This is a genomic window from Pseudarthrobacter sp. B4EP4b (assembly GCF_006680095.1).
Taxonomy (GTDB): Bacteria; Actinomycetota; Actinomycetes; order Actinomycetales; family Micrococcaceae; genus Arthrobacter.
The window spans coordinates 12,785-29,534 of the sequence record NZ_VHIJ01000002.1 but is presented as its reverse complement, the minus strand read 5'-3'; the positions used below and the strand labels follow the sequence as shown (position 1 = coordinate 29,534).

Below are 16,750 nucleotides of genomic sequence, written 5' to 3'. Positions count from 1 at the left end.
GACGGCGGCGCGCGGGTTCCGCGTGGAAGGGCCGGACCGGAGGGCGGCAGCCTTAGCTGGAGGCCGGGTGGAGGGCCACCTTCAGCGTGTTCAGGCCGTCGAAGAGGTGGGCTGCGACGTCCGGCCAGTCGGGGTTTTGCCGTCCTGCCCCATGCAGGGGTTTTCCGTTCAGGTGGACTTCGGCGGCTGCGTCCAGCCCTTGGAAGGCGAGTTCAACGGGCGCGGCGGTTCCTTTCCGCCAGGGGAAGTCGAGGCTGTACTCCCAGGCGCAATCCCTGATCCATCCGGGGCTGCTTTCTGCCTGCTGTCCGGCCAGAAGGCCGGCAACCGCCAGGTCCTGCCGGATGGACCCGGGAACGCTGGCCGGGATGTGCCGGGCGGCGACTGCAAGGGGTGCCGGTCCTTCGAGGAGCCGGATGTGCCAGCCCGCGTTGAGCGGCCGGGAGCGCGTTCCGGTCCTGAGTTCTGTGCTGAAGTGATGTGTCATTGGCTTCTTTTGTGGGGTGGGCGGCTGGGCTGATGCCAGTGGCGCTGGTGATGCCGGCACCGTCCTTGCGGGGACGGCGCCGGGTTTGGTTTTTCCTACTGCGTTGCGGCCGTGGAGTGTCCTGCCCCGGTCAGGGCGGGAACGGCGCGCAGGTCATTGGCTGTCCTCAGGACTGACCGGGAGACGAACTCCTCCGGGTCGATCCCGGCAGCGGTGCTGATTACGGTAAAAGTCCATTCACCGCCGGCAGGAAGGGTGATGAGACCGTCATCCACGCGGGCGCCGGGGTCCACCCGGTCCACGTGCAGCGTGATGTCACGAGCCAGGGACGCAGCATAAACCTTGACCTCGTAACCTCCCGGTACCGGTTCGGCTGTTGCCTTCAGCGGGTTCGGGTCCAGGCGCAGGTCGATGTCTTCAACAAAGGTGTGGATGGCACGTTCTGCTCCCAGGCTTGCGAGCAGCACTTCGCCCTGGGGATCTTCGGACAGCGACAACCCGGTGCCCACGGGGATGGTTTTGACGCTGCGTGCGGCGACTTCCACTTGTTCCGTGCGTTCAGTTTTCACGGCACCGTCAAGTGTTTCCCGCCGCAGGATCAGCGGCCCGCTCCACGGCTGGTCAGTGTCATTGACCAGCGACACCGACAGCTCCTTTTCACGGCTGCCGAAGCTGACGATCCGCGGTGCATTCGCCAGACGCAGGGCGTGCCAGAGCGGCTTGGGCCGCTCCTGCGAGTCGATGGCCGCCCAGGACGTGACGGGCCAGCAGTCGTTGAGCTGCCACACGATGGCTCCTGCGGTGCGGGGCCACCACGAACGGTAATGCTCCACGGCGTAACGGACGGCGCGTGCCTGGTTGAGCTGGGTTGCCCAGTGCCAGTCCTCGAAATCGGCTGGAACGCCCAGGTGCGGGGCGAGGCCGCGGTCCAGCTTGCCGTTTCCGTCGTCGGCCTTCTGGTGGACCAGGAAGACCGGATCCTCCTTGGGATCCGGCGCGCCGGCCAGTGGACCGCCGTCGCTGGCGTGAACGTAATCGGTCAGGGTGCGCCATGCGGGCGGTCCCTGGAACCCGAATTCGGAACAGAACCGCGGAACTTCATCCCGGTACGCTGAGTAATCGATCCTGTTCCAGACCTCCCATTGGTGATGGGTGCCGTGGTCCGGATCATTGGGATGAACGTCTCCGGGGTCTTCGCCGGGGGAGTAGGGACTGTTGTCACAGTAGGGCCGGGTGGGATCCAGCTCCGCCACGATTCCGCCAAGGAGTTCGTGGGCGTAGCGGCTTCCCCAGCTAAGTCCTGCCAGCTCTTCCTTCCATCCCCAGTCTTCATGCCCCCAGACGTTCTCGTTTCCGCCGTTCCAGAGAACCAGCGAAGGATGGGGCGCGAGCCGGACCACGTTCTCGCGGGCTTCCGACTCGAACTCCTCCCACAGCGGGGACTCCTCCGGGTATGCAGCGCAGGCCAGCAGGAAGTCCTGCCAGACGAGGATGCCACGTTCGTCGCAGGCGGTGTAGAAATCCTCGGTTTCGTAGATCCCGCCGCCCCAGACACGCAGGAGGTTGAGGTTGGCAGCCAATGCCTGGTCCAGGCGGCGGTCCAGGCGGGCACGGGTGATCCGGGTGAGCAGGTGGTCATCGGGGATCCAGTTGGCCCCTTTGACGAAGACGGCCTTGCCGTTGACCTTGAGGGTAAAAGCGGTGCCGGTTTCATCGCGGGACGTATCGAGTTCGATACTGCGGAACCCGATCCGGCGGTCCCAGGAATGCAGTACTGCCCCGGCGGATCCGCCCAGCAGGCGGACCTGGAGCCCGGACAGGGGCTGATCGCCGTATCCTGCCGGCCACCAGAGCGGCGCATCCGGAACGTTGAGGGTGAGGACCGCGCTGCTGCTTTCCGCGGGTACGACGGCGGTGGCGGTCTGCCCGAGGACAGAGGCCTCGAGCGTAAGATCGGCCGCGTTTTCCAGGCCCGAGCGTTCGATCGTCACGTGGACTTCCACGCGCCCGGCGCCGTTCGGGGTGACCGTGACGAGCGGCCGGACCTCCGCCAGCCGTGCCACGGTCCAGCGCTCAATCCGAACCTCTTTCCACAGCCCGGCCGTACGCAGGTCAGGGCCCCAGTCCCAGCCGAAGCTGCAGGCCATCTTCCGGACGAAGTTGAAGGGTACGGGGTGGTAGGCGCTGGGCCGGTCACCCAAGAGGCCACGCAGTTCCTCGGCATACGCGGTGGCGGATCGCAGATCGACGGACAGCTGCCGCGGCGTGCCGTTCGCTTCGGGGCGGATGTTGAACCGGTACGAGCGGTGCATGTTGGCTGTGGTCCCCAGTTCCCGGCCGCCGAGCCGGATCCGGCTGACGGTATCCACGCCGTCCAGGACCAGGTCAACGCGCTCATCCGCTGCTGCGGCGGGCAGCGTGAGCGGGAGGTCGTAGCGCCAGTCCACGTGGTGCATCCACGTCAGGTCCTTTTCATTGCCGTCCAGGTAGGGATCGGCAATATGCCCGGCACGCAGGAGATCCGTGTGGGCGGAACCCGGCACTTCGGCAGCGAGCACGGCAGGGATGCCGTCAGGCACGGGGCCGGCGACGGGGGTGAGGGTCCATCCCTCGGTAAGGGGCGAGGCAATCATGTTGAGGTCCTAGTGGTGTTCGAGGGCGGGCTGGCCGGCGCGCACTTCGTCGATGTGCTCCCAGCGGCGGCTGAAGTGGTTGAAGCAGACGGTGTTATCGATCGCTTCGCGGTCAGTGGGGAGTTCGGTGGCCGCGACCTTTCCGAGGCGTTCGGGGTCCGGGGCGGCCTGGGCCAGGAGCTTGGTGTAGGGGTGCTGGGGGTTGAGGATGACGTCGTCGGAGGGGCCGCGTTCCACCACCCTGCCCCGGTACAGCACCAGGATTTCGTCGGAGAAGTGCCGTGCTGTTGCCAGATCGTGCGTGATGTAGAGGACGGCCAGGTTGTCTTCGCGCTGCAGCCTCCCCAGGAGGTTCAGTACGCCCAGCCTGATGGAGACATCGAGCATGGAGACCGGTTCGTCGGCGATCAGCACCTGTGCCCCGGGTGCCAGGGCACGGGCGATGGCCACGCGTTGCCGCTGGCCGCCGGACAGCTCGTGGGGCCGCTTGGCTGCGACCGTTTCCGCAGGCGTGAGATTGACCTTCTCCAGCATCTCCAGCACCCGCTCGTGCGTTTCCGCTGCCGTCCGTGTCCTTTGGTGGATCTTCAGCGGGCGGGCGATGTGGTGCTCGATCGAATGGAAGGGATTGAGGGAGGCAAAGGGGTCCTGGAACACCATCTGGACGTGCCTGCGGTAGACCGAGCCGAGGACGGGGGTCTTGTCGTCCAACTGCACTGAGATCTGGCCCGACGTCGGCTTCTCCATCTTGGTCAGGAGCTTGGCAATCGTGGACTTTCCGGAGCCGGACTCTCCCACGAGCGCCACTGTCCTGCCCGGCAGGAGATCAAAGCTGACCCTGTCCACGGCCAGCAGTGACCGCCGTCGCAGGCCTGCCCGCAGCGAGTACTCCTTGCTCAGGTTGTTCACCGAGACGCTGGTCATGGTTGCTCCTCGAAGTTGTTGTGGTCCCCGGAACGGATGAAGGCTCCCCGGTCACCGCTCAGGCTGGGGAAGGAGGCGAGCAACTTCCGGGTGTAGGGATGCTTGGCGGAGCTGTAGAGCGTTTCGGCCTGTTCCAGTTCCACGATTTCTCCCCGCAGCATCACGGCGATGCGGTCGCTGATTTCCAGGAGCAACGGCAGGTCGTGGGTGATGAAGATGACCGCGAAGTCCAGTTCTTCCTTAAGCCTGACAACCTCGCGCAGGATGTCCCGCTGGACCACCACATCCAGCGCCGTGGTGGGTTCATCCATGATCATCACCTGCGGCTCAAGAAGCATCGCCATGGCGATCATGACCCGCTGGCGCATGCCGCCCGACAGTTCATGGGGGTAGGAGCGGAGGCGTCCCGGATCAACCCCCACCCGGGTCAGCACTTCGGCACACCGGGCCTGCCGTGCCGGCTTCCGCAGCGAGGAGTCGTGTGCCCGCAGCGTGTCCTCGAGTTGGCCCCCGATGGTGCGGACCGGGTTGAGCGCGTTCATGGCCCCCTGGAACACCATGGACAACTTTGACCACCGGAAGCGGCGCAGTGCTTCATCCTCAAGCTGCAGGAGGTTGACGTCAGAGCCGTCGCGGTCATGGAAGGTCACCTGGCCGGAGGAAATGCGTGCCGGCGGCTGGTGCAGCCTGTTGATGGCGTAGGCGAGGGTGGTTTTTCCGCAGCCCGATTCGCCCGCAAGTCCGAGGATTTCCCCGCGTCCGAGCTCAAAGTTCGCGTTATGGACGGCCGTCACCGGGTGTTCTGTTTCGTAGACGACGCTGAGGTTCTTTACGGTCAGCACCGGACCGCCCGCGGCCTTGGCGGCCTGGCCCCTGTCCTCGAGGTGGATGGTCATGACGCAACTGCTTTCTTCTCCAGGCGCGCAGCGAGCTTTGCCCGCCGGCGCACCAGCCGGGCGTTCTTGAGTTTGGGGTTGATGATCTCGTCGATGGAGAAGTTGATGAGTGAGAGCCCCATGCCGAAGAGGGCGATCATCAGGCCTGGCGGCAAGAACCACCACCAGGCGCCCAAGGGGAGCGCAAACCCGTTCTGGGCGTAGAACAGCATGGTGCCCAGGGTTGAGGAGCTTGACGCTCCCAGCCCCAGGAAGGACAGGCCTGCCTCCCCGAGGATTGCGGCGATGACGGCGAACACAAACTGGGACGCGAGGACGGGGAGCAGGTTGGGCAGGATCTCGACGGCGATGACGCGCCATGCCCTTTCTCCTGACACGCGGGAGGCCGCCACGTAGTCGCGGTTCCTTACGGACAGCGTCTGGGCGCGCAGGACCCTGGCGGAGGCGGCCCAGCTGGTCAGGGCGAGGACGAGTGCGATGGTCCAGAGCCCGCGGCTTTCGCGGGGTACGAAGCCTGAGATGACGATCACCAGGGGCAGGCCGGGGATGACAAGGAAGACGTTGGACAGCAGCGAGAAGACCTCGTCGGCAAAACCGCCTATGTACGCCCCGTAGATGCCGAAGAATGCGGACAGCACGGTGGCCAGGACCCCCACCAGGAAGCCGATCTGGATGGACCCGCGAGTGGCGTGTGCCAGTTGGGCCAGAACGTCCTGCCCTGTTTGCGTGGTACCCAGCCAATGCTCCGCGCTGGGGCCGCTGAGGCCAATGTTGCTGATCGCGGCTGGGTCAAGGACGAAGAAGGGGGCCACCGTTCCGAAAGCGATGATGCTGCCGATCAGGAGCAGGCCGGTGATGAGCCATGGTGTTGGAGTGGGAAGCAGGAGCCGCCATGCCGCGCCGGGCTTGCGTCCCCGGTCCCGGGCGAGGCCGGCAAGTTCTTCCGTAGGATTGGCAGCCACAGTTTCTGTGATGGGTTGAATGTTGGTCATGGGTAGATCCGTTCGTTAGCCCTTGGCCCTGGTCCTGGGGTCCACCAGGCTGTAGAGAAGGTCGACCAGGAGGTTCGCGGCGAGCACCGCGATGGTGATGTAGAGGAACACGCCCTGCATCAGGGCGTAATCGTTGTTGGTCACAGCCGCCAGCAGGCGTGATCCGATTCCGGGATAGGAGAAGACCTGTTCCGTGACCACTGAGCCTGAGACGACGAAGCCGAGCGAAATGGCAAAGCCGGCCACTGATGGAAGGACGGCATTACGGGCGGCGTAGTTGACCAGGATCCAACGGGAAGGCAGTCCCTTGGCGCGGGCGGTAAGCACGTAGTCTTCGGACAGCGTGGAGACCATCATGTTGCGCATTCCCAGCAGCCATCCGCCGAGGGAGGCGATGACGATGGTCAGTGCCGGAAGCACTGCGTGTTCGATGGCCGAGAGGATGAACGGTCCGTTCCATCCCGGATCGAGGACGACGTCGTAGCCTCCTTGGCCGGGGAACAAGCCCATGCCGCGGGAAAGGATGTACACCAGTACCAGGGCGAGCCAGAAGTAGGGGACTGCGGCCAGGAGGGTTGTTGCGGGGACGAGGGAGTCCAGCCAGGTGCCTGGCTTCCAGCCAACCAGCGCACCCAGCACGATGCCGATGGCAGCAGCCAGGACGGTGGAAACGCCTACGAGGATCACCGTCCAAGGCATGGAAGCTCCGATGACATCGGTGACCTTGGCAGGAAAATAGCTGATGGATACGCCCAGGTCTCCCCTGAAGATATTGGCCAGGTACGTCCAGTACTGGGCCAGGATGGGCTCGCTGTCGTCCCCGCCCAGCAGGATGGCGTAGGCCTTGCGGGTTTCGGGAGTGATGCTGCCGCCGCGCTGCTGGAGTTTGGCCAGCAGGATGTCCACGGGGTTGCCCGGCAGCATGCGCGGGATGATGAAGTTCAGGGTCAGTGCTGCCCAGAGGGCGGCAGCATAGAAACCGAGTTTGCGGATTACATAGTTCACGAGGGCACCTGTCACACCTGGTTCTGGTTGCGGTGGGGACGGGCCGGGCGGCTTGCGCCCGGCCCGTCTTTCTAGCCGTTGGCGGGCTTGAGGGTTTTGAAGATCTGGGCTGCATCCAGGCGTGACCAGACGGCGGGGAAGGCGTACATGTTGTCCTCGCTCGGCCAGCCTGTGAACTTTGCCTTGTTCCAGATGCTCGTCGTTCCGCCGGTCAGCACCGGGATGTACGGCATGTCCTCGACGATTGCCGACTGGATGACGTTGAACTGTTCCTGGCGGGCTTCCTTGTCCTCGAAGCCGTGGTTCTTGACCGATTCAATGGCAGCGTCGACTGCCGGGTTGGAGTAGCGGGCGTAGTTGTTGCCGGCTGTCTGCCCAACGGGAGCCGTGGTGGCTGAGGAGAAGAAGTAGTTGTAGACGTAGTACGGGTCCGGGGCCGGGCCCTGCCACAGTGAGTCGATCGCCAGTTGGAAGTTGCCCTTGGTCCTCTTGTCGGTCCATTCATTCCAGGAAGACTGCGATGCCTGGACATCGATGCCGGCCGCCTTCGCCTGTTCTGCGATCGTTTGGATGGCCGTGATGTAGTCGGTCCAGCCGGTGACAACCTCGATGGTGAGGGTCAACTTCTGCCCGTCCTTGGCATAGATTCCGTCAGCACCTTTCGTCCAGCCCGCTGCTTCGAGCGTTTTCTGGGCTGCCCCGGCATCTGCCGTTGCCGGTGCCTCCACCGGCTTGACGGCCGGCGAAATCCACTGTTTCTGGGTGTCGGTGAGGGCGAAGGACGGAGAAATCGGTGCTGCCGTGTCCTCATAGGCCAGCTTGTTCAACTGCGTGCGGTCGATGGCGTAGTACAGGGCTTTGCGCACGGCGGGGTCCGTTTGGGGTCCTGCGCAGCCGAGCTGGATGCTGGAGCAGGAAGCGAGCACCTGCTGGCTCTGCGCCACGGTCTGCTTCTCGTACCGGGGAAAGTTCTTGGAGACGTTCTGGATGTCGGGAACCGGGCCCGTCTGCCAGTCGATGGTTCCTGAGGCGATGGCGTCGGCGCCCGCTGTGTTGCCGGACAGCGCAATGTAGCGGACGTTTTTGACGGCCGGCTCGCCGCCCCAGTAGGAGGGGTTGGACTTAAGCGTGAACGCCTGGGGTTTGAAGTCGGCCAACTGGTAGGCGCCTGTTCCCACCGGCTTCTCGACGACGTCCGTTTCGGGGTCGATCTTGGACCAGATGTGCTCGGGGACAATCACTGCCTGGGTGAGGATGTCCGGCCCGGACACGAAGGCGGGGGCCTCCCAGGCGAAGGTCACGTGCTGGGCGTCAACCGCGGTCACGGTGCCTTTGAAGCCGAGGCTGTTGAGGGCAGGGTGCTCCTTGAGCAAATTGAAGGTGAAGGCAACGTCGTCAGCGGTGAAGGCTTCGCCGTCGCTCCATTTAACGCCGTCCCGGAGCGTCACGGACAACTCCGTGCCGGCGTCGTTCCAGGAATACTCTGTGCCCAGCAGCGGCGCGGGCTTTGCTTCCGCGGCCGCCTTGTTCAGGAAGAACAACGGTTCGTAGATGGCCCCGGGACCGGCAATCTGTGACGGTGAGAACGGGTTGAAGTTCAACTGGTAGTCGCCGGCCTGGCCGGTGTAGGCAATAAGCGTGGAGCTGCTGTCCGAGCCGCCCGCCCCACCGCCGGAGCATCCGGTCAGGAGCAGGCCGAGCGCCGTTGCGCCTGCGGCAAGTGCCAGCGTACTGCGGCGCCGAGGGGCGGCGAGCAGTTGGGTTTTGAGGAGCATCTCTGGTCCCTTTCATCGAGCCGGACCTGACCGGTCGGCTGGGAAATAGTGCCGTACATCACGGCCTATGAAAAAGTTAGGTGATTAAATTAAGTGAGTCAAGATATTATGGAAACTGAATCATCCAACCGCCCGCGTCGCGGCATGAGGGAAAGAAGGACAACGTGGCCCTTGCATCGTTGCATGCGCCAATTCAGCCGTCGGCACGTTCGAGGCTCCTGGACCTGATGCGCACCCGGGGCGTCGTAAGCCGCGTGGAACTGGTGGGTGCCACGGGATTGACGCCGGGCACCATCAGCAACGTGGTGCGGGAATTGCTGGCGGACGGCCTCGTCCGCGAGGTGGGGCAGGGCCGGTCACGGGGCGGGCAGCCGCGAAGGCTCCTGCGCCTTTGCGCGGAGGCGCATTACGCGGTAGGCGTGCAGATGGACCGCTGCACCAGTTCCCTTGTGCTTTCCGACTTCGGCGGGCAGCGGGTGGCCGAGATGACCCTCCCCGGGTCCGGCAGCAGCAGCCCCCAGGAGATGCTCCAGCTCCTTGCCGACCGGATCGGGACGCTACTTTTCGACCATGCTGTTGCCCTGGAGCGTGTCCTGGGCGTCAGCCTGGTCACCCACGGCCCGCAGGACCAGCTGGCGGGCATACTGTTGGCGCCCCGCCCGACTCCTGACTGGTACGGCCAACCCCTTGCCCCCGAGTTATCACGGCTCACCGGGCTCCCCGTGCTGCTCGAAAACGATGCGACTGCGGCGGCGCTGGGTGAACAATGGCTTGGCGCCGTTGCCGCTGACAGCTTCGGCGTCATCTACATGGCCAGCGGCTTGGGCGGAGGTGTGGTGGTGAACCGGGAGGTCTACCGGGGCGGTGGCTCCAACACTGTGGAAATCGGTCACATCACCGTCGATGCCTCCGGCGCGCCCTGCCCCTGCGGCAACCGGGGCTGCGTTGAAAACGTCAGCGGCAGCGCCGCCGTCGTATCCCGGGCACTGGGGAACAGCGCCTTCCGTGACCGACTCGATCTGCAGGGAAGCCCCGCGTCAACGCTGACGGACTTCAGGCTCATCGCCGAAGCCGCCAATGAGGGCGACGGTTTCGCCCGAAGCCTGCTGCTCGACGCAGCGCAGGGGTTGGGGGAGGCGGCAGTAACGCTGGTTAATCTCTTCGGCCTGAGCACCGTGGTGCTGGCCGGTCCGGGCTTCGCGGCGGCCGGCCCCCTCATGCGGGACGGCATTGCCGAGGTGCTGAACCGGGCCGCGTTCAATCGGGAGCTGCAGCCAGTCGACGTCGTCCTCTCCTCCCACGGTGAACTTGCCGCGGCCGTGGGCGGCTCCCTCCAGGTACTCCGGACAGCGAACACCGCACCGGCCGCGAGGGGTGCCGGAGCCTAATCTTTCCAAACTCAACCACCAGCTCGTCACCGCACTCAACACCCGAGAAAAGGACCGAACATGCCAACATCCCCGCCCCGATTCACCCTGCTGCGCCGTGACGGCGTCAGCCTCGCCCTGCATCACCTGCCCGACGGCCTGCCCTCGGTCCTTCACTGGGGCGCAGACCTCGGCCACCTTGGCGACGCCGACCTGGACGCCTTCGTTTCCGCCGTCGGCCGCCAAAGCCCGCCCGGAACCCTGGACGCAGCCTGGCAGCTGACCTATCTTCCGCAGGAGGGGGACGGATGGGCGGGACGCCCCGCCCTTGTGGTCACCCGGGATGGCGCGCCCGTCTTCCCCCGGTGGACAGTGGAAGAACTCAGCTCCAACGGCTTCGCGGTTACCATCCGTGCAGTGGACGGCGGCAATGGGCTGGGGCTCCGCAGCGAGTTCGCCCTGACCGCCGGGGGAGTGGCTACCGTGACCCACGAACTGGTGAACCGTAGTGATGGCGGCCTGGAAGTCCACTGGCTGGAAGCCACACTCCCCGTGCCCAAAACCGCCGACCACCTCACCATGTTTTCCGGCCGGTGGACCAGGGAGAAGGCGCCGTCAACCATTGGGATGCCCCGGGGGTCGGTGGCCCGTCAAAGCAGGCGCGGCCGCGGGGGCCATGACGCGCCACATTTGGAAATCGCCAGCATCGACGAACCCCGGGACCGGACGGGGGAAGTATGGGCTGTACACCTTGGCTGGAGTGCGGACACCACCTACCGGACGGACCGGATGACCGAGGCCGTCACCTTGCTGGGGGCCGGCGAACTCCTCCGCGCTGGTGAGGTCACCCTCGCGCCGGGAGAGTCCTACCGGACGCCCACGGCCTGGTTCGGCTGGTCCGACAAGGGGCTTGACGGCCTTTCGGGCCGCTTCCATACCGCTCTCCGGGCCCGGCCCCAGCACCCCCGCACGCCCCGGCCTTTGGTCCTCAACACCTGGGAAGCGGTCTACTTTGACCACGACCCCGCCACCCTGCTGAAGTTGGCGGAGCGCGCTGCTGATGTCGGGGTGGAGCGGTTCGTCCTCGATGACGGCTGGTTCATGGCACGGCGGGACGACACCAAGGGCCTGGGGGACTGGATCGTTGACCCGGCCGTGTGGCCGGAGGGACTGGGACCGCTGGCATCCCGCGTCCATGAACTGGGCATGCAGTTCGGGCTGTGGTTTGAACCCGAGATGGTGAACCTCGACTCTGACCTTGCCCGTGCCCATCCTGACTGGCTGCTGCACAACCCGGCCCACGTCTCGTCCGCTCCGCAGGGTCTGTCATGGCGGACACAGTATGTCCTGGACCTGGCCAACCCGAAGGCCTACGAGCATGTCCGCTCCCAGATGAGCGGGCTGATCGATGGACTGGGTATCGACTTCATCAAGTGGGACCACAACCGGGACCTTGTGGAGCCGGTTCACGGCGACAAGCCGGGCACCCATGAACATACCCTTGCCACATACCGGCTGATCCGCGAACTCAAGGAATCCCACCCCGGCCTGGAAATCGAATCCTGTTCCAGTGGAGGCGCCCGGACCGACTTGGGCATCCTGGAGTTTGCGGACAGGGTGTGGGCCTCGGACTCGAACGATGCCGTGGAGCGCCAGGACATCCAGCGCTGGACCCAGCTCTTGCTTCCCCCTGAACTGGTAGGCGGCCATGTAGGTCCCACAACCTCGCACAGCTCGGGGCGCACCGTGGACTTGTCCTACCGGGCGGCCACCAGCCTCATGGGCTCCGCCGGATTCGAGTGGAACCTCCTCGAATGCGGACCGGACGAACTGGAAACTGTCCGCGCCTTCGCAAGGCTGTACAAGGAATTGCGCCACGTGCTGCACTACGGATCACCAGTGCACGCGGACGTTCTTGACCCCGCCCTGCGGGTTACGGGTTCGGTTCTTCCGGATCAAAGTGAGGGGGTCTGGACCATTGCCTCCGTTGCCACGCTGGAGGACGCCCTGCCGGAACGGATCCGGCTGCACGGGCTGGACCCGGATAGCCGGTACCGCGTACGTGTCCGGGATGAGGTGGGCATTTCCCGGCACGGATGGATCACGCCGCCGTGGGTGTCAGGCGGTGGAATAACACTGCCTGGCAGCATCCTGGAGAAGCAAGGGCTGCAGATCCCGCTGCTGTGGCCGGCGCAGGCGCTTATCCTGCACGTGCAGAAAGTCTAGGGCCGCGGTCTCAGTGCAGGGTCCGCCAGTTTGGAATCGGATCCTGCACTCGGCCAGCCTGAGGTGCTGCCGCGCTGCACGATGCGGGCCGTGGGGACGTGGACAACGGTTTGAAGTGCGCCGGAATAGGTCTGCATCAGAACGGCTGCCACGATCCGTCCCAGTTCATACACGTCCAGGCTCACCACTGACAGCGGCGGGTCTGCGAGCCGGCAGTGCGGTCCGTCGTCCCATGCCAGCAGGGATACCTCCTCCGGCACCTTCAGCCCAAGACGGCGGGCAGCCTCCAGGCCCGCCACAGCCATGATGCTGTTGTCATACACGATGGCTGTTGGACGCTTGGCGCCAGAGAGCATGTCCCGGGTGCGCGCGGCACCTGATTCAGCCGAGTAGTTCCCTTCCGCCGACAGGCCTGTGACGTCCCGGGCGGCAAGGGCCTGCTCGAACGCCAGGCTCCTGGATTTGGTGTGGTGCAGGTGGGCGGGGCCGGATACCCGTCCGATGGTTTTGTGGCCCAGGTCTGCGAGGAAGTCCACTGCCATTTCCATGGCTCCGGAGTTGTCCACGTCCACCAGGGATACGCCATCACCCGCGGGCCCGCCCAGGACCACTACCGGCAGCCCCAGTTTTACGCACAGTCCGGCCCTGCTGTCCTCGTCCTGGGAATCCACCACCACTACAGCGTCTACCGCGCCGCTTTCAGCCCACAGCGGGTAGGCGTCCAGCTCGTCCTGGTAGGAGCTGAACTGCCGGAGGAAAACCGTGGCGCCGTGCTGATCAAGGGCTTCTTCCATTCCGGTCAGCAGTTCCTCGAAGAAGGGATCCGTGCCGTGCGGCCCGTTCTTGCTCTGCACTGCGATGGCAAAGCGCGGAGCGGCCGTGGTTCCCGGGGTGAGGTTGTCCATGTGCTAAGTATGGCGTCGACCGGCGATACTTAGCACATGAGCCGAGCCGTGAAGCGCCCATGACCGTTGCCTACGCCCCCTCCGGAACGCAAACCAGCCGGGGACTGATCCTTGACCGTGTCCGGGCGGAAGGTCCCGTCAGCCGGGTGGAACTGGCGGAGCGAACCGGGCTCACACAGGCTTCCATCTCCAACCTCGTCCGTGCCCTGTTGGACGAGGGCCTTTTGCTTGAAACCGGTGAACGTACTTTTACGGGGGCCAAAGGCAAGCCCCGGGTGTTGCTCGGGCTCAACCCGCGGGCAAGGTGCAGCGTGGGAGTCCAGATCGGCGCGGACTGGATCGTGCTGGTCCTGACGGACGCTGCCGGTTCAGTTTTGGCAAGGACCCGGATCCGCGGTGCCCGGTCAACGCCGCCCGGCCACGTGGTGCGGGATCTTGCCGAACAGGTAGCCATCATGCTCCGGCTGGCCAACGTCGAACGCGACATTGTTGCCGGCATCGGTGTGGTGGCGCCCGGTGCGCTCGACGTCCAGGCAGGCTCGATCCTTGCCTCTCCGAGCATGCCGCTGTGGGAGCAATTCCCTGTGCGCGATGCGCTGGAGCGGGCATCCGGCCTGCCCACGTTGCTGGACAACGTGGCCACGGCGGCTGCCATGGGGGACTTCTGGAGCGGAACCATTCCGGATGCCACGGCCCACTGCACCATCTACATGGGCGCGAGCATCAGTGCCGGACTCCTGATTTCCGGGTCGATCTATCGCGGGGCGAGTTCGAACACCGGACCCTTGGGCAGTGTGCGCTTCCAGGGCGACCGCCGGTCCGGACAGACCCTGGAGGAAGTGGCGGGTCCGCGGGCTGTAGCAGAACGGGCCCGGGCGGCAGTGGCAGCCGGGCGTACAACCACGGCCAAGCTGTCCGATGACCATGATCCGTTCAGCGACTTTGCAGCCATTGCGACGGCGGCAGTGCACGGGGATCCGTTATCAATGGCCCTGATCGAGGAGTCAGCGGACTACCTTGCCGATGCCGTGGTGGCCCTGGTCAACATCCTCGACCTTGATTCCGTGACGCTGGCCGGGCCCTCATTTACAACGGCAGGCTCCTTGTACCTTCCCCTGGCCGAGCGCCGCCTTCGCAGTGAATCGTTTGCGTTGCCCAAGCACACTGTGACAGTGAAACTGTCGGCGCAGGTTACCGATGCAGCCTCGGTGGGTGCCGCCGCACTGATGCTGCAGCATAGTCTTTCCTATCCGGCGTAGCCCGGGTGTTAGGCGGAAATTTGCGGGGCTCCACAAGGTGGAGCCCGCAAATTTGCCTACAGCAGGCTTGGGGTCAGCCGGCCTTCAGATCGTCGAGGTAGATCGTTCCTTGGGTGGAAGTTCCTCCCGGCACCTGGTTGATGAAGATGTTGAACTGTGAGAGGTCCTTCAGGTCGTCTGGGGTGATCCGACGGTCCGCGTTGGCAGTATCCCAGGGGGCAGGCCGGAAATCCGCGAAAGGAATCGTGATGCTCTGGGCCTGTGTGCCCTGGAGGGAGGGATAGGCTTCATAGGCCACACCACCGCAGACCAGTTGGAGGACCAGTTTCTGCTGTGATCCGTCCGGCTGCAGCCACAGCGAAAACCTATCAAACCCCGACCAGTCGCCGTCGATCCGGCGCGTGAGGCCGGTGTAGTTCTGCAGGCTGAAGTCGTAGCCAAACTGCAGGGAGTTCTGTCCGCTGCCCACGGGGCTGCCCGTGAGCGAGATGCTGTTGGCTCCCACGGCGCTGTACGCGGCACGGAGTTCGTTGTCGTCGGCGTAGCCTTCAAAGTCATCCACCACACCTGGAAAGGAGGCGGGCTTGGCTCCAAGTACCAACTGTTGTACCGCCGTCAGTTGACGCTTGCCGGGCAGGTCGGCGGTGACGGTGAACGACGTCCTGGTGTTGTGCAGCGCAGCCGCTGGCACCGAAAGAACGCCGGTGTAGTAGCCGGAAGCGGGATCAAAGGTGAGGGCATGCGGGGCGGGGTCGCTACCGAGAGTGAATGACACGTTCAAGGGCTTTGCGTCACTGACACGGACCCGGACAGGAGTCTCCTGTTCGGTGATTCTTGAGCCGTCCGCGGGGGAAACCACGTGCATCGCCGGGGCGTGGTTGATCGTTTTGACCTTCCGCTGCCACACGTCCTTGCTCGAGAGTCCGGAGCTGAACACCGTGAAGTCGTCGGCATGGAACGCGCGGAAGTCCGGCAGCATTTCGTGCTCCGCCAGGCCGTCAACCGCCGGGTACGGCACGAAAAACTGGCCTGTGCCGTAGTTCGTCCAGGTGAGCATCCATGCCATGCGTCGGGCGTCGGGATCCGCCTTGAGCGCGGTCAGGACGTGTGTATACCAGTTCACGTCCGGGTTCTGGCCGTTCGCCTGGAGTGCGCCACTGACGCCCACTTCGGTGAGGGCCGCTACCTTCCCGCGCTCAGCAGCCAGGCGGGCAAGCATGCCCAGATCGGCAACCAGTCCATCCAGCCATTGCTGGGAGCCGCCGGAGCCGTCGTAGTTGTCGTATCCGAGGATGTCCACGAACGCGTCCCCGGGATAGGTGCGCATAAAAACGTCGCTGGTACCGCTGAAGCCGCCACCGGGGGAGTAGGAGTACAGGAAGTTATGCACGTCCTTGACGTCCCGCAGGTATTCCACCGTGTAACGGAAAAGCTCAATGTACTGGGCAGAAGTGGTGTGGGCGGCGCCCCACCAGAACCAGGACCCGGCATTCTCGTGGAATGGGCGAAAGACGATGGGAATCGCGGCGCCGCTTTCATCAACAGCAGCATGGGCAATCCGTGCAACCCGATCCAGGTAGTCGGTGAACTGCTGGTTCCGGTCTCCGCCGGGCATGATGCGGCTGACAACACCTCCATCGGTGTCGTTGAATGGGCCATCGGTGACAAAGTTGTCCATGTGGGCGGAGAACGTCTGGATAGCTCCGATGCGGTCAGCCGCCTGCACCAGTCCAACAGTGTGCTGGAAGTTTTCCTCAGGTGTCGGGCTGCCGGGGGCAGAGCCGTATCCGTCGTGGCCGAAGTCCCAGCCGAACACGGCAGCGTGCTCACCGACGCCGGCCTTCACGTCAGACTGAAAACCGTCGGCGCTTTCCGCCGGGAACGTGACGCCGAACTCCGTGGTCTGCTGATGGCCAAACAAGATTCCCTTCCCCTGCTGTGACTGCAGGTATGCGAAGAGTGATGCCGTGCGGGCAGTCGCATGCGGGTCCGCGAGCGAATGCCGTTCAGTGGGACCCGATAAGGCCTGTTCTGGCTGCGGGGCAGCCAAGGCGGCAGGAGTAAAGGACCCCGCCAAGACTGTTACGGCAAGGACAAGGCCCAGCCTGCGGAAGCGCCCACGAGGGGCATCAGAGGATCTCAAAGTGTTTTTCCTTCCCGGCATCGCCACAGTGCGATGACCAACGCTTCAAGGTAGCCTCATTAACTTAATTAAGTAAAGTAAATGCAGGCCGAGTGAAACGAAAGGGAAAAACCGACGGCGTCAGTTGGGTTGGGGGCG

Annotated in this window: 12 protein-coding genes; 3 read left to right on the top strand and 9 right to left on the bottom strand. The window is 64.7% G+C overall.

Annotation, left to right across the window (positions count from 1 at the left end):
- Positions 1-52: 52 nt before the first annotated feature.
- The 7 genes from FNL14_RS01055 to FNL14_RS01025 all read right to left on the bottom strand — a co-directional run bounded on the left by FNL14_RS01055 (position 53) and on the right by FNL14_RS01025 (position 8,712).
- Complete coding sequence (locus FNL14_RS01055; protein WP_142056911.1) at positions 53-487, bottom strand: hypothetical protein; 435 nt, start codon at positions 485-487, stop codon at positions 53-55.
- Between the two features lie 95 nt (positions 488-582).
- The gene (locus tag FNL14_RS01050) at positions 583-3,120 is read right to left on the bottom strand and encodes a glycoside hydrolase family 2 protein (RefSeq protein ID WP_142056909.1); all 2,538 of its coding nucleotides are present in this window, start codon (positions 3,118-3,120) and stop codon (positions 583-585) included.
- Positions 3,121-3,129: 9 nt separating this feature from the next.
- Positions 3,130-4,044, bottom strand: a complete 915-nt coding sequence (locus tag FNL14_RS01045; RefSeq protein WP_142056907.1) for an ABC transporter ATP-binding protein — start codon at positions 4,042-4,044, stop codon at positions 3,130-3,132.
- Positions 4,041-4,940 (bottom strand): ABC transporter ATP-binding protein, encoded by a 900-nt coding sequence (locus tag FNL14_RS01040; protein WP_142056906.1) that lies wholly within the window; start codon positions 4,938-4,940, stop codon positions 4,041-4,043. The genes FNL14_RS01045 and FNL14_RS01040 overlap by 4 nt, the downstream gene beginning before the upstream one ends.
- Entirely contained in the window at positions 4,937-5,932 is a 996-nt protein-coding gene (locus FNL14_RS01035; RefSeq protein WP_142056904.1) for an ABC transporter permease, read from the bottom strand. The genes FNL14_RS01040 and FNL14_RS01035 overlap by 4 nt, the downstream gene beginning before the upstream one ends.
- 15 nt (positions 5,933-5,947) lie before the next feature.
- A complete protein-coding gene (locus tag FNL14_RS01030; protein WP_142056902.1) occupies positions 5,948-6,937 on the bottom strand; it encodes an ABC transporter permease in 990 nt (329 codons plus the stop codon).
- Between the two features lie 71 nt (positions 6,938-7,008).
- Entirely contained in the window at positions 7,009-8,712 is a 1,704-nt protein-coding gene (locus FNL14_RS01025) for an ABC transporter substrate-binding protein (protein ID WP_142056900.1), read from the bottom strand.
- A gap of 164 nt (positions 8,713-8,876) precedes the next feature.
- Here FNL14_RS01025 and FNL14_RS01020 point away from each other — a divergent pair, with 164 nt between their 5' ends.
- Entirely contained in the window at positions 8,877-10,100 is a 1,224-nt protein-coding gene (locus tag FNL14_RS01020) for an ROK family transcriptional regulator (protein WP_142056898.1), read from the top strand.
- Between the two features lie 60 nt (positions 10,101-10,160).
- A complete protein-coding gene (locus FNL14_RS01015) occupies positions 10,161-12,305 on the top strand; it encodes an alpha-galactosidase (protein WP_142056896.1) in 2,145 nt (714 codons plus the stop codon).
- On the opposite strand, the gene FNL14_RS01010 is transcribed toward FNL14_RS01015, so the two are convergent.
- A complete protein-coding gene (locus FNL14_RS01010; RefSeq protein ID WP_142056894.1) occupies positions 12,302-13,210 on the bottom strand; it encodes a LacI family DNA-binding transcriptional regulator in 909 nt (302 codons plus the stop codon). The genes FNL14_RS01015 and FNL14_RS01010 overlap by 4 nt on opposite strands.
- Before the next feature lie 59 nt (positions 13,211-13,269).
- Here FNL14_RS01010 and FNL14_RS01005 point away from each other — a divergent pair, with 59 nt between their 5' ends.
- Positions 13,270-14,469, top strand: coding sequence for an ROK family transcriptional regulator (locus tag FNL14_RS01005; protein ID WP_142056892.1), 1,200 nt, complete (start codon positions 13,270-13,272; stop codon positions 14,467-14,469).
- A 73-nt stretch (positions 14,470-14,542) separates the two neighbouring features.
- Here FNL14_RS01005 and FNL14_RS01000 read toward each other — a convergent pair whose 3' ends face one another.
- The gene (locus tag FNL14_RS01000) at positions 14,543-16,633 is read right to left on the bottom strand and encodes a glycosyl hydrolase (RefSeq protein WP_142056890.1); all 2,091 of its coding nucleotides are present in this window, start codon (positions 16,631-16,633) and stop codon (positions 14,543-14,545) included.
- Between the last annotated feature and the right edge of the window lie 117 nt (positions 16,634-16,750).